The following is a 21,906-nucleotide window of genomic DNA, read 5'->3' as shown; positions in this document are numbered from 1 at the left end:
CCCCTGAAATCCCCGAAGCTGGACAGTTTAGATGGATTGCTCTAACAAAAAATCGCACGATCGTGCTTAAATTCGGTTCAAGATTCAAATTTCTCTTATAATCGAACGCACAATCAGCACTTGATCCGTCATTTTTATAATTTCCCAAAGGCATAGCTATGAAAGTCTTGGTACCCGTCAAACGCGTGGTCGACTATAACGTCAAAGTCCGCGTCAAGAGTGACGGCACTGGCGTCGATACCGCCAACGTCAAAATGTCGATGAACCCTTTCGATGAGATCGCGCTGGAAGAAGCGATGCGCCTGAAAGAAGCTGGCAAGGTCACTGAAGTGGTCGCCATCTCCTGCGGCGTGACGCAGTGCCAGGAAACCCTGCGCACGGCCATGGCCATCGGCGCCGACCGCGGCATCCTGGTGGAAACGACGACCGAACTGGAACCGCTGGCCGTGGCCAAGCTGGTGAAATCCCTGGCCGAGAAAGAACAGCCGCAACTGATCATCCTGGGCAAGCAAGCCATCGATGACGACAGCAACCAGACCGGCCAGATGCTCGCTGCCCTGCTGGGTTGGCCGCAAGCCACGTTCGCCTCGAAAGTCGTGCTGGAAGACGGCAAAGTCACCGTCACCCGCGAAGTCGACGGCGGCCTGGAAACCCTGGCATTGACCTTGCCGGCGATCATCACCACCGACCTGCGCTTGAACGAGCCACGCTATGTGACCTTGCCGAACATCATGAAGGCAAAGAAAAAGCCGCTCGAGACCGTCAAGCCGGAAGACCTGGGCGTCGATGTTGCGCCACGCCTGAAGACCCTGAAAGTCGTCGAGCCAGCCAAGCGCTCGGCCGGCATCAAGGTCCCGGACGTCGCTACGCTGGTCGCCAAGCTGCGTACCGAAGCCAAAGTCATCTAAGCGCGGCCTCGCCGTTTATCCAGAACAATTACAGGACACATCATGGTCGCATTAGTTATTGCTGAACACGACAACGCTACCTTAAAGGGCAGCACCCACCACACCGTGACCGCGGCTGCCCAGTGCGGCGGCGACGTGCACGTACTGGTCGCAGGTTCGAACGCATCGGCCGCCGCTGCTGCCGCCGCGCAAATCGCCGGCGTGACGAAAGTCATCGTGGCCGACGCGCCATATTTTGCCGACGGCCTGGCCGAAAACGTGGCCGAGCAAGTGCTGGCCATCGCCGGCAACTACAGCCACATCCTGGCGCCAGCCACCGCCTACGGCAAGAACATCCTGCCACGCGTGGCTGCCAAGCTGGACGTGGCGCAAATCTCGGAAATCACCAAGGTCGATTCCCCTGACACCTTCGAGCGCCCGATCTACGCCGGTAACGCGATTGCCACCGTGCAATCTGGCGACAAGGTCAAGGTCATCACCGTGCGCACCACCGGTTTCGACGCCGCTGCCGCCACCGGCGGTTCGGCTGCCACGGAAACCGTCGCCGCCGTTGCCGACAATGGCAAATCGGCCTTCGTGGGCCGCGAACTGGCCAAGTCCGACCGTCCTGAACTGACCGCCGCGAAAATCATCGTGTCGGGCGGCCGTGGCATGGGTTCGGCCGAGAACTTCCACATCCTGGAACCGCTGGCCGACAAGCTGGGCGCCGCCATGGGTGCGTCGCGCGCCGCCGTCGACGCCGGCTTCGTGCCGAACGACTGGCAAGTGGGCCAGACGGGCAAGATCGTCGCGCCATCGCTGTACATCGCCGTCGGCATCTCGGGCGCGATCCAGCATCTGGCCGGCATGAAAGACTCGAAAACCATCGTCGCCATCAACAAGGATCCGGAAGCGCCGATCTTTGCCGTGGCCGACTACGGCATCGTGGGCGATCTGTTCGAGATCGTGCCGCAACTGGTCAAAGAACTGGGTTAAGTCACACCCCTTCCGGTTTTGTTATTGACAAAGCCACGCCGGCCCGCCCCACACGGCGAGCCGCGCGTGGCTTTTTTCTTGGAGAAAAGAAGATGAGCTATCAAGCCCCGCTGAAAGACATGTTGTTCGTGATGAACGAACTGGCCGGCCTGGCCGAAATCCACACGCTACCTGGCTGCGAAGACGCGACGCCCGACACGGCCGAAGCCGTGCTGGAAGAGAACGCCAAGTTCTGCGGCGGCGTGGTGGCCCCCTTGAACGGCCCCAGCGACAAGGAGCCGAGCTTCTGGCACGACGGGCAAGTGACTACCTCGAAAGGCTTCAAGGAAGCATTCAAGGCCTATGGCGAAGCGGGCTGGCAGGGCGTGCAGCATCCGACGGAATTTGGCGGCCAGGGCTTGCCCAAGCTCTTGGCCACGCCCTGCATTGAAATGCTCAACTCGGCCAGCATCTCGTTCGCCCTCGTGGCTCTGCTGTCGGACGGCGCCATCGAAGCGTTGCTGACGGCTGGCAGCGACGAGCAAAAGGCTGTCTACCTGGAAAACCTGGTATCCGGCAAATGGACGGGCACCATGAATCTGACGGAGCCGCAGGCCGGTTCCGACCTGGCCGCCGTGCGCACGCGCGCCGTGCCGCAGGAAGATGGCACCTATAAAGTGTTCGGCACGAAGATTTTCATCACGTACGGCGAACACGACATGGCGGAAAACATCGTCCACCTGGTGCTGGCCCGCACGCCGGACGCGCCCGCCGGCGTGAAAGGGATTTCCCTGTTCATCGTGCCGAAATTCCTCGTCAACGCGGATGGCAGCCTGGGCGCGCGCAACGACGCGCACTGCGTCTCGATCGAGCACAAGCTGGGCATCAAGGCCAGCCCGACGGCGGTGCTGCAGTTCGGCGACCACGGCGGCGCCATCGGCACCCTGGTGGGCGAGGAAAACCGCGGTCTCGAATACATGTTCATCATGATGAACGCGGCCCGCTTCGGCGTCGGCTTGCAAGGCATCGGCCTGGCCGAGCGCGCCTACCAGCAGGCCGTGGCGTTCGCCAAGGACCGCGTGCAGTCGCGCGACCTGGCGGGCTCGCCAGGCCCGGTCTCCATCATCCACCATCCGGACGTGCGCCGCATGCTGATGTCGATGCGCTCGCAAACGGAGGCGGCGCGCGCGCTGGCTTACGTGGGCGCGGCCATCAGCGACGTGGCGCACCACCATCCGGACGCGGACGTGCGCGCGGAAAGCCTGGCGACCTATGAATACCTGGTGCCCGTGATCAAGGGCTGGGCCACGGAAATGTCGCAGGACGTCACGCGCGACGGCGTGCAAGTGCATGGCGGCATGGGTTTTATTGAAGAAACGGGCGCCGCCCAGCATTACCGCGACGCCAAAATCTTGACCATCTACGAAGGCACGACGGCCATCCAGGCCAACGACCTCGTGGGCCGCAAGACGGTGCGCGACGGCGGTGCCGTGGCGAAAGCCATCATCGCCCAGGTGCGCGCCACGGAGGCCCAGCTGGGCGAACTGACCGGTGCCGACTTCCAGGCCATGCAGCGCCACCTGGCCGAAGGCAGCGCCGCGCTCGAAGCGGTAGTTGAGTATGTGGTGGCGAACATGAAGACGGACATCAAGGCCGTGTTCGCAGGCAGTGTGCCGTATCTGAAGCTGGCCGGCATCGTGCTGGGCGGCTGGCAAATGGCGCGCGCGGCTGTGGTGGCGCAGCAAAGGCTGGGAGAAGGCAGCGGCGACGCTTCGTTCTACAAGGCAAAAATCGCCACGGCGCGCTTCTTTGCCGACCACATCCTGTCGCAAGCGCCAGGACTGCGCGCCACCATCATCGACGGCAGCGCCGGCGTGATGGCGCTGTCGGAGGAGCAGTTTTAAGTTGAAACTTGGCCAGCCGAAGCTGGCTGAATGCAAAAAAGCGCTGGAGATCACTCTCCAGCGCTTTTTTTAACCCCAAACGTAAGTGCCGGGGTCGGACCCTGAGGGTCCGACCCCAGTCCTTGCTCTTGGGTTCAGCTTACCTTCTGGCAATACCATTACCTGAATTGCGCACCAGGTCGCCAGCAGCCAATCCAGGATCCTGGTCAAAAGCGAAGTCAGCCTTGGCGCCCGTTTCGTATTGCACGGTGACGGTCCACACCTTGCTGTTTTTCATGTGGCCTTCGACTTGCTTGCCCGCGAAAGCGCCGCCTGCGGCGCCGGCCAGGGTGGCCAGATCCTTGCCGCGTCCGCCGCCGACCTGGCGGCCCAGCAGGGCGCCGGCCACGCCGCCGCCGATCATGCCCAGCGCGCCGCCTTCACCGGCTTTTTCAGTAACGTTGACTGCCAGCACCTTGCCGCAATCGGCGCAGATCTGCTGAGCTGGCTTGCTGTTCTGGCCTGCGTACGAGTTGCCGGCCTTTTGCGCGGCCTTGGCGTTGATGATGGCCTGGTCGTATTCGCCCTTGGCGTCGCGCAGGCATTGCATGCGGGCTTTCGAGCTGCTTTCTTCTGCACACAGTTTTTTGTCGTCCGCATAGCGGGTGCTGGCTTGCTTCGTGTCGTAGGCGTATTGCGCCTTCGGCGACAGGTTTTGCGCGAAGGCGGAAGTGCTGAACAGGGCCGTGATGGCGACTGCGAGGATGAGTGGGCGACGAATCATGATCTTCTCCTAGGGGGTGTTAAATGTGCCAGTAATGTCGGCATTGTGAATGCAGTATAGAGGAAAATCATGATTGCTTACCAACACTTACATGTGGGCGAGTCGAGCTGGTTTCCGTGCGGAAATTAACCGTAGGCGCCGCCTGTGTACAGCAAGTCGAACAGGCGTGCCATGGTGGCGATCAGCACGCCCGCGCCTAGCATCAAGGTAGCGACCAGCACGACGGCCAGGGGCCAGCCCGTGTCCGACGGACGGCCGGAGGCGGCGTTGTAGCGCGCATCCCATTTGTCGTCCGGCATCAGGCCCAGCACCAGCGCTTGCAGGAAGCCGGCCAGGGCGGACAGGGTCAGCGGCAATATCTGATAAAACCAGTCCGCGTCGGGAAACAGCTGGCGCAGCAGCAAGCTGGCGGGCAGGGCGGCCAGGTGTAGCCATCCCCAGCGGTCCTTGGCGCCATGCAGGTAGAAGCGGTGGGCGCCCAGCATGCCCAGCAGGAAGGCCAGCAGTGCCGTGAAGGCCTTGTTCTTGTGCGACTGTTGCAAAATGGTAGCGGTGGTCATGGGACTCCAGAGTTGCTCATCGGTAAAGATTGCCAGTATCGGTCATTGTCTCGCACAACGATAGCACTTTCCTGTGGCGTTTATGTAATGATTTCGCCTGATGCCAAGCCATGGCCGGCACGATAGACGCACGCGCCTATTGCGTCTTCGGCCATGACTGGTCATAATGTTTGATTAGCCCAAATTACACGCCCGTCATCATAACGCTTGCTGCCTGGCGGTAAAGCGCGCTATAATTTGCGGCTTTTTCCGCCTCAGCACACTTTTTGGAAATATTATGGTCGTTATTCGTTTAGCTCGTGGAGGCGCCAAGAAGCGCCCGTTCTTCAACATCGTCGCTACTGATTCGCGCAATCGCCGCGATGGTCGCTTCATTGAGCGTATCGGTTTTTACAACCCGATGGCGCAAGGTGGCGAAGTTCCACTGCGTATCACCGCAGACCGTCTGGCCTACTGGCAAGGCGTTGGCGCACAATTGTCGCCAACCGTTGCTCGCCTGGTAGCTAGCAACAACAAAGCAGCAGCTTAATTAGATCACTGGTTTGACGGTCAAGACTGCATCCGGGGTGAAAGTCCCCGATGACCTGGTACAGGTAGGCTATGTCTCCGGTGCTTATGGCATTGCTGGCGGAGTCAGGATCACTCCTTTCTCCGACGACGCGGATGCATTATTAAGCGTCAAAACCTGGTGGTTTGATAAACCGACCTTGCATGATGTTCAAGTCAGGCAAGCGAAGTTACACGGCGGCGACGTCGTGGCCCAGCTGGTGGGTGTGGTCGGGCGGGATGCCGCAGAAGCGCTGAAAGGCGTCTCTGTGCAAATTCCGCGTAGCCATTTCCCGACGCTGACGGCCGATGAATTTTATTGGTCCGATCTGATCGGACTGACAGTCGAGAATTTGCAAGGCGAGTGCCTCGGCACAGTGCACGACATGATGAGCAATGGTCCGCAGTCGATCTTGCGCGTTACGCCCGTCGCCACTGCCGATGAGACCGTTGAAAAGGCGCCTGAGCGCCTGATCCCGTTTGTTGGCCAGTTTGTCATTAACGTTGACAAGGCTGCCAGCAAGATCACGGTCGACTGGGGCCTCGATTATTAAACCGCCTGCGCTTAACAATGCGCCGGGCAAACGTTGCAGGATGGTGAGCGATGCAATTTGATGTCGTGACCCTTTTCCCGGAAATGTTTGCCGCGCTGACGCAGTCGGGTGTGACCCGGCGCGCCTTCGAGCAGGGGAAATGTGGCTTGTCGCTGTGGAATCCCCGTGATTTCACCACCGACAATCACCGTACCGTGGATGACCGCCCGTATGGCGGCGGCCCCGGCATGGTGATGATGGCCCGTCCCCTCGAAGCGACAATCAATGCCGCGAAGCAACGCCAGACCGCATTGGGACTGGCGGCGCCCCGCGTGGTGTTCATGTCGCCGCAAGGCCGTCCGTTGACGCACGAGCGCGTCACGCAGCTGAAAGCCGAACCTGGTTTGGTGATCCTGTGTGGCCGCTACGAAGCCGTGGATCAGCGTTTGCTGGACCGTTGCGTCGACGAGGAAATCAGCGTCGGCGACTTCGTGTTGTCGGGCGGTGAATTGCCTGCCATGGCGCTGATGGATGCGGTGATCCGCTTGTTGCCGGGTGTCTTGAACACCGAGGCATCGGCCATCGAGGACAGTTTCGTCAATGGCTTGCTCGATTCGCCGCACTACACGCGGCCGGAAACATACGAAGGCATGGCCGTACCGCCCGTCTTGATGGGTGGCAATCATGCCGAGATCGTCAAGTGGCGCCGCCAGCGCATGCTGGAAGCGACCGCGACAAAGCGGCCTGACCTGCTGGTCAGTGCGCGCGCCGCCGGCTTGCTCAGCAAGACCGACGAAAAATTCTTGGCCAGCCTGTAAGCCGTCTCCGGACGGCCGGCAGGGTGGCCAGTAGTGCCGGGCATGTTGCCCAAATTGGTAATACCCATCCTCTACCGGGCGGATACTTGCTATCCACAGTGCGCCGGCATGATGGTTTTCGGAGTTATAAAATGGACTTGATTCAACAATTAGAGCAAGAAGAGATCGCCCGTCTGGGTAAATCGATTCCTGACTTCGCACCAGGCGATACCGTTATCGTCAGCGTCAACGTAGTCGAAGGTACGCGCAAGCGCGCCCAGGCTTACGAAGGCGTCGTTATCTCCCGTCGTAACCGTGGCCTGAACTCGAACTTCATCGTTCGCAAGATCTCGTCCGGCGAAGGCGTTGAGCGTACGTTCCAACTGTACTCGCCGCTGATCGCTTCGATCGAAGTGAAACGCCGTGGTGACGTTCGCCGCGCCAAGCTGTACTATCTGCGTGAGCGTTCGGGTAAATCGGCGCGTATCAAAGAAAAATTGCCAAATCGCCGCGTTGTGGCGAAAGCAAGCGCGTAATATCAGCGTCTGCGTTGGGAAAAGGGTGCCTCGCGGCGCCCTTTTTTTATTCTGAATTGCTGTTGAGGCAAGCTGCCATGGCCACTATCGCATTTGATCCAAAACAACTCGCCATCGATTCGATCGCCGGCGAAGCGGCGCTGGACGCCGTGCGCCTGACGCCGGACTGGCTGCGCCAGCGCCTGGCCGAACAGCCTGACTGGCAGCCCGAGATGACCCAGGATTTTCTGTCCGCCCGCGCCGTGCCCGTGCGCGCCGCCGTGCTCATTCCGCTGGTGCAGCGCCCACAGGGCCTGACCATCTTGCTGACCATGCGCACGGACCACCTGAGCAGCCATGCGGGCCAGGTCAGCTTTCCCGGCGGGCGCAGCGAAGCCTTCGATGCGTCGCCCGTCGCCACGGCCTTGCGCGAAACGGAAGAAGAAGTGGGCTTGTCGCGCGAACATATCGAAGTGCTGGGCTGCCTGCCCGACTACCTGACGGGCACCGGCTACCAGGTCACGCCCGTGGTGGGCCTGGTGACGCCGCCGTTCGAGCTGCGCGCCGACCCGTCCGAAGTGGCGGAAATTTTCGAAGTGCCGCTGGCCTTCCTCATGGATGGCCTCAACCATCAGCGCCTGTCGGTGGAATTGCCCGGCGGGCGGCGCTCGTTCTACGCCATGCCCTACGAGCGTTTCTATATTTGGGGCGCCACCGCCGGCATGCTGCGCAATCTGTTTCACCTCTTGCGCGCGTAAAATGATGCCGCGCACGTAATAAGTTTGATTCCAGCACGGCACTGCGCTATCGTAGCGGGCATTGCGGTATTGCTGAAAAAGACAAAAAGGACGTTTGATGACATTTCTCTCCATACTTTGCGCATTGCTGATCGAGCAGCTCAAACCTTTGCGCGCGGACAATCCGATCTACGCCGAAATCAAGAGCCTGGCAATGCGCATGGAGACCTGGTTCAATGCCGGCCACGCCAACCATGGCCGCATGGGCTGGTTCCTCATGATCGGCGCGTTGATGGTGCCGACGGCAGGCGTGTACTGGCTCTTGCGGTATTACCAGCTGACCCCCCTGGCCTTCGTCTGGAACGTCCTCATCGTCTACCTGACCCTGGGCTTCCGTCACTACAGCCATTATTTCACCTCGATCCAGCTGGCCCTGAGCGCCGGCGACGAAGCGTCCGCGCGCACCTTGCTCGGCGAGTGGACCAAACTCGACACGGTGGGCATGGAAGCGAGCGAGATCGCCCGCATCGCCGTGGAAAAAGCCCTGATCACGACGCACCGCAATGTGTTTGGCGTGTTCTTCTGGTTCCTGATGCCGGTGGGTCCTGCCTGCGCCGTGATGTACCGCGTGGCCGAATACCTGGCGCGCGCCTGGAACGAGCCTGAGCACATGCGCAATGAAGCGTTCGGCCAGTTCGCCGCGCGCGCCTTTTACTGGATCGACTGGATCCCCGTGCGCCTGACGGCCGTGGCGTTTGCCGTGGTCGGCAATTTCGAGGATGCCATCTATGCCTGGCGCAATTTCGCCCAGCGCTGGCAGGACGAGGCCATCGGCATCATCCTGACGGCCGGCGGCGGCGCCATGGGCGTACGCCTGGGCACGCCAGCGGAAACGGCGGCCCGCGTGCTCGTCACGCCGGACATGGCCGTCGATGACAGCGACAGCGAAAGCGATATCCTGCCTGGCGAAGAGCCGGGCGCGCGCGCCTTGCAGAGCACGGTGGGCCTGGTCTGGCGCGCCTTGCTGCTGTGGATGCTGCTGTTGCTGTTGATGTCGGGCGCCGTTTTCCTCGGCTGACGCGGGCGCACACGCGCCATCCATGCGCCTTGCGCGTGGAACAAGGTTAAAATAGGGGCTGGCGCGTTAGGCGTGCCGGCCCCTGTTTGCATCGTCAGGGCAGATCGAGGTAGAACCCAAGTCTTCTATAAGATATAATACTGGCTTACCGCAGCAAACGTAGTTGAACTACCAGCCCGGCTTACCCGCCGGGGCCATTCACGCAATCCAGTCCCGACAAGCCACATGGCCGAGTTATCTCAAAAAACAGGGGAACTCTCAGACGAGTTCTTCATCCTTGGTCTCACCAGCAATGGCAAGCAATTCCGACCCAGCGATTGGGCCGAGCGCCTTTGTGGAGTGATGTCCTGTTTCAATCCCGAAGGTGGCGGGCGCAATGCGCACCTCCAGTATTCGCCCTACGTGCGCCCGACCGTCGTCAATGGCGTCAAATCGGTGGTGGTCAACACGAAGTTGCGCGAGATCGAGCCGATGGCGTTTCACTTCGTGCGCGAATTTGCCAAGGATAACGACCTGCAAATCGTCGAAGCCTGCTTCCTGCCGCCCCCCGAAGAAAAGTAAGACTCGTTTCATTGATGTGCCTCAAACCCGCCACGGCGGGCTGGCGTAGCGTGGACACTCTGCCTCAAACGGAGTGGCGACATGCGCATCGGCGACATCTGTACCCTGCACACCATCCATTGCCAGCGTGACACCAGCGTGCAAGACGCGGCGCTGCTGATGCGCCAGCACCACGAGGGCGACCTGATCGTGGCCGAACAGCCGAACGGCGAGCGCGTCCCCATCGGCATCCTCACCGACCGCGACATCGTCATTTCCGTCATCGCCTTGGGCCTCGATCCCGCCAGCCTGCTGGTGGGCGACATCATGAGCGCGCAGCTGCTCACGGCCAGCGAAGACGAAGACGTCTACGACATCATCGAACGCATGCGCGTCAACGGCATCCGACGCCTGCCCGTGGTCAACAGCCTGGGCGCGCTTTCCGGCGTCGTCAGCATCGACGACCTGCTGGCCTTCCTGGCCCAGGAGATGGCCGAGCTGGCCCGTATCAGCAGCGGACAGCTGGTGTACGAAAAGCGCACCAGAAAGTAAGCCCGTATTGCGCAATTCCGGTCAAGTCACGCCTGCCTGAAAATGCTACAGTCGCTGCTCGTTCAACGGGAAGCGTCCATGCACACTCTGGCCAAGGCACTCTGGTATATCGAATCGCATTATGCGCAAAATATTTCGCTCGGCGATATCGCCCACGTGGGCGGCGCCTCGCCGTGCCACCTGACGCGCGCGTTTGGCCTGGCCACGGGCCACTCCGTGATGCGCTATGTGCGGGCGCGCCGGCTCAGCGAGGCGGCCCGCGCGCTGGCGCAGGGCGCGCAAGACATCCTCGCCGTCGCGCTGCAGGCCGGCTACAGTTCCCATGAGGCATTTACGCGGGCCTTCCGCGACCAGTTCCAGATCACGCCGGAAAAGGTGCGGGCCCAGCGCCACGTTGCCAACCTTGCGTTGGTGGACGCCATTAAAATGGATGTGGCGCCTGGTGTGGCCCTGGAAGCGCCGCGTTTCGAGCAGGGTCCCGCCCTGCTGCTGGCCGGCCTCGTCGAACGTTATCGCGCCGAAACGGCTGCCGGCATCCCCGCCCTGTGGCAGCGCTTCCTGCCCCATGCGGCGCCCGGCCAGCTGGTGTATGGCGTGTGCTGCAACAATGACGATGCGGGCAATTTCGATTACCTGTGCGCCATGCCGGTGAGCGACTTTTCCCAGGCCCCCGAGGGCTGGATGCGGCTGCGTATCGCGCCGCGGCGCTATGCCGTGTTTCATCACCGCGGCCACATTTCCACCATCCGCGCCACCTGGCATACGGTGTGGAACGAGTGGCTGCCCCAGTCCGGTCTGGAAGTGGCCGACGCGCCCGATTTTGAACGCTACGACCAGCAGTTCGACCCCGCCAGCGGCATCGGCGGCGTGGAAATCTGGCTCCCCTTGAAAGCATGAGCATGCTCAATACCTTGCCCAATACCTTGTCTGCGCCGGCCCTGTTTGCCGGCGGCACCGCGCTGCGCCAGCGCCTGTTGCAAATCGCCGCCGCGCTGGCGGCGGGCCTGCCTTTGTACTGGGTGCTGGGACCGCAGCCGCTGGGCCCGCTGGCCTGGTGCGCGCCGCTGCCCGTGCTGTGGCTGGCCCTGCGCTCGTCGCGCCGCGATGCGGCCTGGATGACGTTCCTGGCCGCCATGCTCGGCTTGTCGTCGAACCTTGCCTATTTCCGCCTGCTGATGCCTTTGTCGGCCGTGCTGGCCGCGATCGCCGTCAAGGCACTGCTGTGGCTGCTGGTGGTGCTGGCCACGCGGCGCCTCGTGCTGCGCTACCGTGCGTCCTGGACGGTGCTGGCGTATCCCGTGCTGTGGGTCGCCGTCGATGCCCTGATGGCCGCATTGCTGCCGGACGGTAACTGGGGCAGCCTCGCGTATTCGCAAGCGGATAATATTGCCGTGTTGCAGGTGGCGGCCCTGGCGGGCATGCCTGGCCTGCTGTTCTTGCTGTGCCTGGTGCCATCCGCGCTGGCCTTGTTGCTGGCCGGTGGCCGCGCGTATGCGCCAGCGGCGGGCGCGGCCGTGCTGCTGCTGGCGGCCGCGTGGGCCGGTGGCGCCTGGCGCGTGCACGGCGCCCCTGCGCCGACCGGCCCGCTGGCGGGGCTGGTGGCCATCGATGACTTTATCGGCCCGGCCACGCCGCCGGCACGCGCGCAAGCCATCTGGGACCAGTACGCGCGCCACGTCGAAGCGCTGGCCGGGCAGGGCGCCACGCTGGTGCTGCTGCCGGAAAAGATCGCCGTGCTGGACCCCGTGCAGGCGGACGCCGTGCGGCAGCGTTTCCAGGCACTGGCGCGTAGCACGGGCGCGTGGATCACCGTGGGGATCGGCGTGCAGGACGCCGCCGGCCGGCGCAACCTGGCCTGGTTGTTCGCGCCCGATGGCGCCGCGCCCGTCAGCTATCAGAAACAGCATCTGGCGCCGCCCGAACGCGAGTTTCTTGCTGGCAGCGCGTATGCCGTGCAGCCGGTGGCGGGGCAGGCCATGGGCTTGGCTATCTGTAAGGACATGCATTTTGCCTCCCTGGGGCAGGCGTATGGCGCGGCCGGGGCGCGGGCGATGCTGGTGCCGGCCTGGGATTTTCAGCTGGACGCCTGGATGGGCGCGCGCATGACGGTCGTGCGCGGCGTGGAAAATGGTTACGCCGTGCTGCGCGCGGCGCGCGAGGGCGTGCTGACGGTCAGCGATGCGTATGGCCGCGTGCTGGCGGAACGGGCCAGCAGCGCCATGCCGGGCAGCACCTTGCTGGCGCCGCTGCCGGCGCCGCCATCTATTGCCACTTGGGCTGGATGGCTGGGGCCGCTATTCGGCTGGCTGTGCGTGGCGCTGGGCGTGATTTTGCTGTGCATCGGCCACCGCGCGGCGCCCGCTGCCTGAGGCATCACGGCACGTTTTGCTGCGATGCGCAAAACCGTATTGCGCGGCCTTATTTTATATTCCGCGCAGGCAGTCACATAATCACCGCCGATGATTGCACCATAGCCGTGCATATATTCGGCGCGATACCGGCATATATATTGCACTGCAATAAGTGGTGTTATCTGGTATTGAGAAATTCGGGCATCCGGTATTAATTGGTACTTAATTCCGCCACGAAGTCATACATATCGCCGCGGAAGTAGGAGCGGCAAAATTCCACGGCGCGGCCATCGCGCAAAAAGCCCAGCCTTTCCACCGACAAGCCCGCGTCGCCTTCCTCCGCCTGCAACAGGCTGGCCTGTTCCCCTGTCAACAAAAGCGCGCTGAGCCGCTGCAAGGCGCGCACGGGCCGGTTGCCGGCCTGTTCCAGCGCGTCATACATCGATACGTCGACTGCGTCGAGCGCCGGCAGGCAGCTGGCAACGATGGTCGCGTACTCCAGGCACATCGGTATCTCGTCCGCATAGCGGATGCGGTGAAAACGGTACACGGGCGCGCCCGGCGACAGCCGCAGGCGCAAGGCTTCTTCCGGCGTGACGGTGCCCTCCGCGCGCTTGAGCCACACGCTGCGCGGCGTGCGTCCGCGCGCCCGCATGTCCTCGGAAAACGAGGTCAGCTTGGCGAAGTTTTTCTCGATGCGCGTATTGATGAAATTGCCCGAGCCGGGGCGCCGCACCAGCAAGCCCTCGTTGACGAGGCCATCGATGGCCTTGCGCACGGTGATGCGCGAGACGGACAGGTCACTGGCCAGCTGGCGCTCGGCCGGCAGGGCTTCCTCGGGGCCGAGGATGCGCTTGTCGATCGCTTCGCGCAGCGCGCGCTGCAGTTGCTGGTACAGGGGCAGGCTACTCGTCTGCCCCAGGCCTTGCATGATGTGAGCCAGGGTGGTCATACGCTGAGGGTCTCCGTTACGGCGCGTTGCAGACGCGCTCTGTATCTGTTTTGTGTCGCTGGATAATACCAAAAAAGGCCGTTATAAAACCAATTTGAATTATCAGGCCAGCAATTTATGCCTGGCCTCGCAGGTATTTAGCCTGCTCATACGGGCTACGGATTGATTTGGATAAAGTGGTCTGTGTGATTCAAGCAACGTTATAAAAAAAAAGTTGCAACTGGTAGTGTTCTGGTATTGGATAGTAGTATATTGGCGTTGAATTGGTTTTGTAAGTAGTTGTGCCGAAGGGTCTGCAGCATGCCGGCGAGAGTGGTGGGCTGGAAAGAAGACCTACATTAAAAATGAAAAGGTTCCAATCCTGGAGCCTAAATCAAGGGGGAGTACATGAAACGCAATTTGACAGCTAGCGGTGTAACGCGCCTGACGCCTATCGCGGCAGCCGTGGGGTTGATGGTACTGGGTGCGAGTTTTGCCGCCCAGGCGCAGGAAGCAGTGCAGCCGGATTCAAGTGTTGTGGTGGTAACCGGCGTGCGCGCCGCAATGGCCCAGTCGCTCAATCAAAAGCGTAATTCCGACTCCCTGGTCGAAGTCGTCACGGCCGAAGACGTGGGCAAGATGCCGGACAAGAGCGTTGCCGATTCGCTGCAGCGCATCCCTGGCGTGTCCGTCGCCACGGCAGGCGGCACCGAAGGTGGCTTTGGCGACAATGACCGCGTCAGCCTGAAAGGCACGCCTTCGAACCTGACCTTGACCACCCTGAACGGCCACACCGTGTCGAGCGGCGACTGGTATATCGCCAACATCACGGGCGGTGGCCGCAGCGTCAGCTACTCCATGTTCCCGTCCGAGCTGATCGGCCGCGTCACCGTACACAAAAGCTCGCAAGCAGACCTGATCGAAGGCGGCGCCGCCGGCAATGTCAATATCGAAACCCGCAAGCCCTTGAGCTTCAAGAAGAATCTGACCCTGATGGGCTCGATTGAAGGCGCTTACACGGAATCGGCCAAGAAAACCGATGCGCAAGTCAGCGGCTTGATCAACTGGAAAAACGACACCAACGACCTGGGTATTCTGTTGCAAGTGTTTAACGAGAAACGCACCTTGCGCCGCCAGGGCCAGGAATTCCTGTGGTGGGAAAAGCTTAATGACACGAATGCAAAAGCCTGGATTGCCGCCAATCCCGAAGTCGCAGGCAAGACTTTGTCGTTCCTGACCGGTTCCTCGCTGTTTGAGCAAAAGCGCCAGCGCAAGGGCGGCTCGCTGGACATCGAATACAAGGTATCGAACGACCTGAGCTTCAACGTCAACGGCTTCTACACCCGCCTCGATGCGGACAACGTCAATACCAACTTCATGCATGCGCCGTTTCAAGTCCTGGGCGTGCCCGGCGCCGTCCCGTCGTCGTACACGCTCAAGGGCAACACGATTACGTCGATCGCCTTCCCGTCGAAGTGCCCGGTCGCCGATTGCTCGGAAATGGGCGCCTCGGTGCAGGACATCATTGCCCGTCCAGGTTCCTACAGCGATTCGAAATTTGTCGACTTTAACTTCAAGTACCGCGCCAACGCCAACCTGAAGTTTACTGGCCAGGTCGGTACCACGCGCGGCACGGGCCACGCCCGCGACTACGCGTATGAAGCCTGGCTGGCTTATTCGGGCAGCAGTCTGACCGTGCATGGCATCGATGCGCCGGCCAATGTCGTCATCGACAATGCCGCGACCTTGAATCCACGCACCGGCGCCCCGTTCTTCACCGGTTGGGCAACGGACACCACCACGCGTGACAAGGAAAACTATGGCCAGGTCGACGGTGCCTACAGCACCGTATGGGATGCCGTGCCGACCATCCGTTTTGGTCTGCGTACCGCCAAGCATGACCGTTCCCTGACCGCGCTCGAAGGCACCTATGCGCCGGGCGCCGGCCTGCTGGAGAATGCGCCGAAAGGCTTGACGCGTTTCCCGACCAGTCCCCTGGCCAACGTGCTGCAAAATCCCTGGACCTTCAGCGGTTCCTCGATGAAGGAGTGGGGCGACAAGTACGTGACGTACGACAGGCATGCTTACCAGGGCGAATTCCAGATGACGGAAAAAGCCAATGCCGCCTACGTCATGGGTGACCTGAACTTTGCCAACGTGCAAGGTAACTTCGGTGTGCGTTATGTCAAGACCGAGATCGACGTGGCCAATGCATCGCCGAACACCGTGTGGAAACCGACCCTCAGCTCGAACACCTATAATAACTTCCTGCCGAGCGTGAACTTGCGCACGGACCTGGCGAAGGATGTCGTGTTGCGCGGCGCGGCCAGCCGCACCATGGCGCGTCCTGACTTTGGCGCACTGGGTGCCTTGAGCCTGAACGATTTGACGATGTCCGGTTCCGGCGGCAATCCGAACCTGAAGCCGATCTTGTCGAACAACGTCGATGCGGGCGTGGAATGGTACTTCATGCCGAAGTCGCTGATCGCCGTGAACCTGTATCAGATGAAACTGGCTTCGTATGTCACCTACGGTTCGTCGGTGGCGCAGTTCTACAACACGACTCTCGGCCGCGTAACCGACTACAGCATGAGCGCCGCCGTCAATACCAAGGCGCGCGTGCGTGGCGTGGAACTGCAGTACACCCAGGACCTGAGCAATGGTTTCGGCTTCAGCGCCAACTACACCTATGCTGACGGCAAGGAAACGCAAGCGGCGCCAAAATCGGCGTGCGCCGATGAAGGCAACTGCGATATGGTCGGCACGTCGAAGAACTCGTACAACCTGTCGGGCTTCTTTGAAAATGCCAAATGGAGCGCGCGCCTGAACTACAGCTTCCGTTCCGCCTTCCTGAACGGCCTGGATCGCAAGAGCGCCATTTACCAGGATGACGTCGCCACCGTTTCGGCTTCCGTCAACTACAACATCAACGAGTTCCTGACCCTGTCGCTGGAAGGCAAGGACTTGAACAATCCGCTGTTGAAGTCGTATGCGTCGACCAAAGACCAGCCGCGCGCGTTCTACAAGAATGGCCGCCAGGTATTCTTTGGCCTGCGTGGCAAGATGTAAGACGTTTTACTTGGTTAATGCCTCCCGGCGGACACCCGGGATGGCATGACAATGGCGGAGCGCAGCTGGCTCCGCCATTTTTTTATTGCAAGATGGATTTTTTATAGGGTGAGATACCTCCGATGACATTACACGCAATGCTGGCTTGCTTCGCCTGCGCACTGCCACTGGCCGCCGCCTCCGCCAGTCCTTCCGCTCCTGCCGCGCCGGCTTTCGCGCCGGAAGTGGTGGCGTATTATCCCGGCTGGAAATCGGCCGATTTTCCCGTTAACGAGCACAATATTCGCGCTGGCAATGTCAGCCTGATCCAGTACGCGTTCGCCGACATCTGCTGGGATGGCGAACATGGCAATCCCGCACCCGAGGGCGGCGGCGTGAGTGCCTGCCGGGATGCCCAAGGCCAGCCGTCCCGGCCGGCCAATGGCAGCATCGTGCTGCCGGCACCGCAAGCCGATGCCGGCAACTTGCGCAAGCTCAATGCGCTCAAGCAAAGTCATCCGCGCCTGCGCGTCCTGCTGTCGGTGGGCGGCTGGATCTGGTCGAACCGCTTTTCGGACGTGGCCGCCACGCCGGCCGCACGCCAGGCGTTCATCGCCTCCGCGCTGGAACTGGTACGCCGGCATGGCCTCGATGGCGTCGATATCGACTGGGAACATCCGGCCACTGGGGGGATTCCCTGTATCGAAGGCAAGCTCTGCCATCGCGCCGACGACAAGGAAAACTATGTGCGCCTCGCGAGCGAACTGCGCAGCGCCTTCGAGCAGGCCGGCAAGCAGGATGCCGGCCGCCATTACCTGATCACCATCGCCGCCGGCGCGCATGCCAGCCTGAGCGACGACAGCGACGCTTCGCCCGGCTGGATCGTCCGCCTGGCGGCGCAGCTGGACTGGATCAACCTGATGACGTATGACTACCGCGGCGTGTGGGATGCCGAGAGTGGCCAGCTGGCGCCCCTGCATGCCGACCCCGCCGACCCGCAGCGCGACAAGCAGCTGTATGCGGACGCCACCGTGACGCGCTTCCTGCGCGCCGGCGTGCCTGCCGCCAAGCTGGTGCTGGGCGTGCCCTTCTATGGCTATGGCTGGAAGCAGTGCGCCGCCGGTCCCCGCGGCGATGGCTTGTACCAGCCTTGCCAGGGCGCCGCCAGCGGCAACGACGCTACGCCGACATTTACTTACCGATATCTGCAGGAGCAAGGCTACCTGGCCGAGGGCCAGGGCGCGCGCGGCTTCCAGCGCCATTGGAATGCCGCGTCGCAAGTACCGTATCTGTACAACCGCGACAGCGGCGTGTTCATCAGCTATGAAGATGCGCAATCGGTGGCGCATAAAGTGCGCTATATCCGCGACAAGGGCTTGCGTGGTGGCATGTTCTGGGAATTGAGCGGCGATGCGCAGCATGTGCTGGGTACGGCCATGGCGCCCATCCTGAAGGGGGCGCAACCATGAACCAGCGCTACCTCGCCCTCGACGTCCTGCGCGGCCTGACCGTCGCCCTGATGATCGTCGTCAATACGCCGGGCGACTGGGGCAGCGTGTATGCGCCGTTCCTGCATGCCGAATGGCATGGTTTTACCCTCACGGACCTGGTCTTCCCCAGCTTTTTGTTTGTCGTCGGCAATGCGCTGGCGTTTGCGTTGGGGAAATATGAACATCTGGGCCATGGCGCCGTGCTGGCCAGGCTGTGCAAGCGCAGCGCGCTGATTTTTTTACTGGGCTTCCTGCTGTACTGGTTCCCCTTCTTCAAGCTCGACGATGCGGGCCAGTTCGCCTGGTCGCCGCTTTCGCACACGCGCATCCCCGGCGTGCTGCAGCGCATCGCCGTGTGCTACCTGGCCGCCGCCCTGATCCTGCATTACTGGAAGACGCGCGGCGCGCTGGTGTTCAGCGCCTGCGCTTTGCTCGGCTACTGGGCCATCCTGGCGACCTGGGGCGATTACAGCCTGCACGGCAACGCGCCCGCAAAGCTCGATCTGATCCTGCTGGGCGACAGCCATTTGTACCACGGCGAAGGCATCGCCTTCGATCCGGAAGGTGTTCTCGGCACCTTGCCATCGATTGTCAATGTGATTGCCGGCTACCTGGCGGGCAGCTTCGTGCGCCAGACGGCGCCGGCGCAGCTGCGTGCCGCGCTGTATCAGCTGGTCGTGGCTGGCGTCATCTGCGTGGCCGTGGCCCTGTGCTGGAATGAAGTGTTTCCGATCAACAAGAAGCTGTGGACCAGCTCTTACGTGATGCTGGGTATCGGCCTGGACTTGCTGCTGCTGGCGCTGCTGATGTACATCATTGACGTACGTCAAATGACTGGCTGGACGTATTTCTTTGAAGTCTTTGGCAAGAACACGCTCTTCATTTACCTGGTGTCGGAAGTGCTGGTGATCATCGCGTTTACCGTGCGCATCGGCGGCGGCAACCTGTACCAGTGGCTGTACACGCACTGGTTTACGGGCTGGGCGCCGGCGCGCGTGGGGTCCATGCTGTTTGCCGTCAGCTTCATGCTGCTGTGCTGGCTGATCGCCTACGGCATGGACAAGCGCAAGATATACATCAAAGTCTAGAACTTCAGCTTCAGGCCGTGACGTGTGGCCAGGGCGGTGAAGAGCAGCATCAGGGCGGTGACGGCGGCGGCATTCCACAGGCCGGCCGCGCCGCCCGTTTCAAGATACGGCCACCAGAAGCGCGGCAGGTGCAGCACGGCCGCCAGTTGCTGCCACAGGTCGGGCACGATGTAGGCGAACAGGGCATTTGTTCCGGCAGGCAAGAGCACCACCGCCCAGGCGCGCCAGCGCCACACGTCGATGACGACATAAAACACGAGGAACAGGGCCAGGATGATGGCGCTGCACACGAGCGTGTAGGATTCCGTTGCCGCGATCTTGTTGATGTGGTGATACGGCCGCAGCAGCAGGCCGGCAACGAACAGTCCCAGCGCGAACCACGCCATGAAACGGATGCGCTGCCCATGGCTCAGGGCGGCGCCGCGCAGGAACAGCTGGCCCACCAGGGTGCCGGCCAGCACATTGGCCGCCGTCGAACCGAGCACTTGCTGCACGTTGACAAACCCGTTGATACCCGCCGGCAGGAAATCGAGGCTGCCCGCCGTGCCGCCCATGTACAGCGTGATCAGCAGGGCAAACACGCCCATCAGCGCCGTGCCGTTGCCCTGGCACGCCAGGTACAGCAGGCTGCACAGCAGATACGCCCAGCCGATCATGCCGAGGATGCCCCACCATGACGGTTGCAGCCAGGTGCTGGAAAATTCCGCATTCAATTCGCCGCGGAACGTCGCCAGCAGGAACAGCATCAGGGCGCCGCCTGCGGCCAGTTCGAGCTTGCCCGCGCCCTGGCGCCACAGCAGGATCATGGCCATATAAAACAACAGGACATAGACGGCGTGCGGCAGCAGCGCCGCCTGCGCATCGTAGCGGTAGGCATTCGCCAGCACCACGCCGGCCAGCATCAGGCTGGCGGAGCGCCACAGCAGGCGCCCCAGCAAGGCTGGCGTGACGTTGCCGCAATGGCGCTGCAAGGCCAGCGGAATGGCCATGCCGACCATGAACAGAAAGCCGGGAAAGACCAGGTCGGGCACGGTGATACCGTCGGCGCGCGGCCCCGCATGTTCGAGCCACCAGGCAATGCCGGGCATGCCGGCCAGGTAGTTGACCCAGATCATGGTGACGATCACGCAGCCGCGAAAGGCGTCCAGGCTGGTCAATCGTTCGGCGGCGGTGGCAGTGGCGACAGTGGCTGGCGGCATGGAAGGAGGAAAAAAGGTCGAAAAAAAAGCAGCCCCGGCCTGAGCCGGGAACCGCCTTGCGTGTGCTGCCGGGAGCGGAAATTACTGCGCCGCTGCTGCCGCTGCTGCCGGTGCCGCTGCCGTGGCAGGACGGTTCAGCCACAGGATCCAGTAGCGGGCCAGATCGCCCACGCCGTCGCCGCCCTTGACCGTTTCCAGCACCTTGATGGCGTCGTCTTTCTTGCCGGCCATGGCGTAGGAATAGCCGAGGCGCAGCTTGGCGTCTTCAACGCGCTTCAGGCCGCCCTTGGCGATGCCTTTCTGGATCAGGTCGATACCTTTGTCGAACTGGTCCATCGTCACGAAGGCGTAGCCGAGGTTGATCAAGCCTGTGCCATCCTTGCTCTTCATGGCCGAGGCTTCGCCGCTGGCGATGTTTTTCGCATCGTCGGCGGCAGCCTTGCTGGCCTGGTCGCGCAGTTTCTTGTGCTTGGCGGCATTCGCGCCCGTGCCCAGCACGCCTTTGGCAAAGCCGGCGTCGAGGACTTTTTTCGCTTCCGTCGGGAAGGCGTTCTGCAAGGCGATTTCAGCCATGTCGCTGTAGTCCTGTGGCGGCATGGTGCCGACGGCCTGGAATTGCAGGCGCAGCACGTCCAGCGCGAAGCGGTCGGAATAGCCGGCCTTGCCTTGCAAGCGGCCCAGCAGGTCGCTCCAGTAGTCGTCCGACGGGTAGTAGCGCACCAGGTTTTCCATGGCGATCAGGTAGGTGGCCGGATCCTTGCTTTTCGATCCCGTGTTGGCCAGCAATTGCAGTTCTTCGATGCTCGGCGTCTTGCCCGCTTGCTGCTTGGCCGTCACGTCGGCCATCAGTTCCTGCTTGGCGCGCGCGAAATCGTTGCTGAAGTAATAGGCGCGGATGATGTAGGGACGCACGGTGGCCACGTCGCCCGTTGCTGTCTGGTAACGGGTGAACCATTTGATGGCGTTCGGGTAATCTTTGGCGTTGTAGTGGTAGTTCGCCAGTGCCTGGATGAAGTCGCCTTCCGATTTCTTGTCCAGCTTGCCCGATTCGATCACCGCTTCCAGCGCCGTCATGGCCATCGGTGCATTGTTGGTGGTCGAGGCCAGCGCCACGCGCAGGCGGTTCAGCACGAACGTTTCGTACGGCGTCAGGGCCGGAATGGCGGCAGCCTGGTCGATACGGCTTTGCACGTCGGCGTAGTTCTTGGCATCCATCGATGCCTTCACGACGGTCGGATCGAGCAGCTTGAACACTTCAGGGCGCACGGAGTCGGCCGGAGCGGCAGCGGCGGCGGCTGGCTTGGCATCCTGCGCATGCGACAGGGATGGCAGGACATTGAGGCCGATGGCGGCCAGGAGCAGACTAAGACGGGCAAGACGGAATTGGGACATGGGTTATCCTTCAATCAATA

General features: G+C 61.9%; 21 protein-coding genes. 16 read left to right on the top strand and 5 right to left on the bottom strand.

Annotated features, from left to right (window positions below):
• The first annotated feature begins 158 nt into the window (after positions 1 to 158).
• From ACPJXG_RS22315 to ACPJXG_RS22305, 3 genes are all read left to right on the top strand, one after another.
• A complete protein-coding gene (locus ACPJXG_RS22315) occupies positions 159 to 908 on the top strand; it encodes an electron transfer flavoprotein subunit beta/FixA family protein (protein WP_034759884.1) in 750 nt (249 codons plus the stop codon).
• A 42-nt stretch (positions 909 to 950) separates the two neighbouring features.
• A complete protein-coding gene (locus ACPJXG_RS22310) occupies positions 951 to 1,883 on the top strand; it encodes an electron transfer flavoprotein subunit alpha/FixB family protein (RefSeq protein WP_086145064.1) in 933 nt (310 codons plus the stop codon).
• A 92-nt stretch (positions 1,884 to 1,975) separates the two neighbouring features.
• Complete coding sequence (locus tag ACPJXG_RS22305) at positions 1,976 to 3,766, top strand: acyl-CoA dehydrogenase (protein WP_425252370.1); 1,791 nt, start codon at positions 1,976 to 1,978, stop codon at positions 3,764 to 3,766.
• A gap of 139 nt (positions 3,767 to 3,905) precedes the next feature.
• Here the strand turns inward: ACPJXG_RS22305 and ACPJXG_RS22300 are convergent, their stop codons facing one another.
• Positions 3,906 to 4,529, bottom strand: coding sequence for a glycine zipper 2TM domain-containing protein (locus tag ACPJXG_RS22300; protein ID WP_099400850.1), 624 nt, complete (start codon positions 4,527 to 4,529; stop codon positions 3,906 to 3,908).
• Between the two features lie 125 nt (positions 4,530 to 4,654).
• Positions 4,655 to 5,089 carry an NINE protein gene (locus ACPJXG_RS22295; RefSeq protein WP_425252369.1) on the bottom strand — a complete coding sequence of 145 codons (435 nt, stop codon included), beginning with the start codon at positions 5,087 to 5,089 and terminating at the stop codon, positions 4,655 to 4,657.
• 277 nt (positions 5,090 to 5,366) lie between these two features.
• Between ACPJXG_RS22295 and rpsP the strand changes: the two genes are divergently transcribed.
• The 10 genes from rpsP to ACPJXG_RS22245 all read left to right on the top strand — a co-directional run bounded on the left by rpsP (position 5,367) and on the right by ACPJXG_RS22245 (position 12,756).
• Complete coding sequence (rpsP, locus tag ACPJXG_RS22290) at positions 5,367 to 5,618, top strand: 30S ribosomal protein S16 (protein WP_010395524.1); 252 nt, start codon at positions 5,367 to 5,369, stop codon at positions 5,616 to 5,618.
• Positions 5,619 to 5,631: 13 nt separating this feature from the next.
• Complete coding sequence (rimM, locus tag ACPJXG_RS22285; protein WP_034759867.1) at positions 5,632 to 6,189, top strand: ribosome maturation factor RimM; 558 nt, start codon at positions 5,632 to 5,634, stop codon at positions 6,187 to 6,189.
• 50 nt (positions 6,190 to 6,239) lie between these two features.
• On the top strand, positions 6,240 to 6,986 hold the full coding sequence (trmD, locus tag ACPJXG_RS22280; RefSeq protein WP_034759865.1) for a tRNA (guanosine(37)-N1)-methyltransferase TrmD: 747 nt from the start codon (positions 6,240 to 6,242) through the stop codon (positions 6,984 to 6,986).
• Positions 6,987 to 7,117: 131 nt separating this feature from the next.
• Entirely contained in the window at positions 7,118 to 7,501 is a 384-nt protein-coding gene (rplS, locus tag ACPJXG_RS22275) for a 50S ribosomal protein L19 (protein ID WP_035825414.1), read from the top strand.
• Between the two features lie 77 nt (positions 7,502 to 7,578).
• A complete protein-coding gene (locus ACPJXG_RS22270; protein WP_219310933.1) occupies positions 7,579 to 8,238 on the top strand; it encodes a CoA pyrophosphatase in 660 nt (219 codons plus the stop codon).
• 97 nt (positions 8,239 to 8,335) lie between these two features.
• Positions 8,336 to 9,295 carry a CobD/CbiB family protein gene (locus tag ACPJXG_RS22265; protein WP_035825418.1) on the top strand — a complete coding sequence of 320 codons (960 nt, stop codon included), beginning with the start codon at positions 8,336 to 8,338 and terminating at the stop codon, positions 9,293 to 9,295.
• 225 nt (positions 9,296 to 9,520) lie between these two features.
• Positions 9,521 to 9,856 carry a DUF3579 domain-containing protein gene (locus ACPJXG_RS22260; RefSeq protein WP_029496213.1) on the top strand — a complete coding sequence of 112 codons (336 nt, stop codon included), beginning with the start codon at positions 9,521 to 9,523 and terminating at the stop codon, positions 9,854 to 9,856.
• Positions 9,857 to 9,937: 81 nt separating this feature from the next.
• Positions 9,938 to 10,387, top strand: a complete 450-nt coding sequence (locus ACPJXG_RS22255; RefSeq protein ID WP_425252368.1) for a CBS domain-containing protein — start codon at positions 9,938 to 9,940, stop codon at positions 10,385 to 10,387.
• 78 nt (positions 10,388 to 10,465) lie between these two features.
• On the top strand, positions 10,466 to 11,284 hold the full coding sequence (locus ACPJXG_RS22250; RefSeq protein ID WP_425252367.1) for an AraC family transcriptional regulator: 819 nt from the start codon (positions 10,466 to 10,468) through the stop codon (positions 11,282 to 11,284).
• Positions 11,281 to 12,756 carry a nitrilase-related carbon-nitrogen hydrolase gene (locus ACPJXG_RS22245; RefSeq protein WP_425252366.1) on the top strand — a complete coding sequence of 492 codons (1,476 nt, stop codon included), beginning with the start codon at positions 11,281 to 11,283 and terminating at the stop codon, positions 12,754 to 12,756. The genes ACPJXG_RS22250 and ACPJXG_RS22245 overlap by 4 nt, the downstream gene beginning before the upstream one ends.
• Positions 12,757 to 12,949: 193 nt before the next feature.
• Here the strand turns inward: ACPJXG_RS22245 and ACPJXG_RS22240 are convergent, their stop codons facing one another.
• Entirely contained in the window at positions 12,950 to 13,690 is a 741-nt protein-coding gene (locus ACPJXG_RS22240; RefSeq protein WP_035825427.1) for a GntR family transcriptional regulator, read from the bottom strand.
• A 387-nt stretch (positions 13,691 to 14,077) separates the two neighbouring features.
• On the opposite strand from ACPJXG_RS22240, the gene ACPJXG_RS22235 reads away from it, so the two are divergent.
• The 3 genes from ACPJXG_RS22235 (at position 14,078) to ACPJXG_RS22225 (ending at position 19,295) form a co-directional block, all read left to right on the top strand.
• Positions 14,078 to 16,738, top strand: a complete 2,661-nt coding sequence (locus ACPJXG_RS22235) for a TonB-dependent receptor (RefSeq protein WP_081922706.1) — start codon at positions 14,078 to 14,080, stop codon at positions 16,736 to 16,738.
• A 122-nt stretch (positions 16,739 to 16,860) separates the two neighbouring features.
• On the top strand, positions 16,861 to 18,186 hold the full coding sequence (locus ACPJXG_RS22230) for a glycoside hydrolase family 18 protein (protein WP_425252365.1): 1,326 nt from the start codon (positions 16,861 to 16,863) through the stop codon (positions 18,184 to 18,186).
• Entirely contained in the window at positions 18,183 to 19,295 is a 1,113-nt protein-coding gene (locus ACPJXG_RS22225; RefSeq protein ID WP_425252364.1) for an acyltransferase family protein, read from the top strand. The genes ACPJXG_RS22230 and ACPJXG_RS22225 overlap by 4 nt, the downstream gene beginning before the upstream one ends.
• Here ACPJXG_RS22225 and ACPJXG_RS22220 read toward each other — a convergent pair.
• Entirely contained in the window at positions 19,292 to 20,494 is a 1,203-nt protein-coding gene (locus tag ACPJXG_RS22220) for a DUF5009 domain-containing protein (RefSeq protein ID WP_425252363.1), read from the bottom strand. The two genes, ACPJXG_RS22225 and ACPJXG_RS22220, sit on opposite strands and share 4 nt — an antisense overlap.
• 81 nt (positions 20,495 to 20,575) lie before the next feature.
• The gene (locus ACPJXG_RS22215) at positions 20,576 to 21,886 is read right to left on the bottom strand and encodes a tetratricopeptide repeat protein (RefSeq protein ID WP_035825436.1); all 1,311 of its coding nucleotides are present in this window, start codon (positions 21,884 to 21,886) and stop codon (positions 20,576 to 20,578) included.
• Positions 21,887 to 21,906: the final 20 nt, after the last annotated feature.

Source organism: Janthinobacterium sp. NFX145 (genome assembly GCF_049810325.1).
GTDB classification, from domain to species: domain Bacteria; phylum Pseudomonadota; class Gammaproteobacteria; order Burkholderiales; family Burkholderiaceae_D; genus Janthinobacterium; species Janthinobacterium rivuli.
Note: the sequence above shows the minus strand (reverse complement) of the source record. Positions and strands in the feature narration are given on the sequence as shown.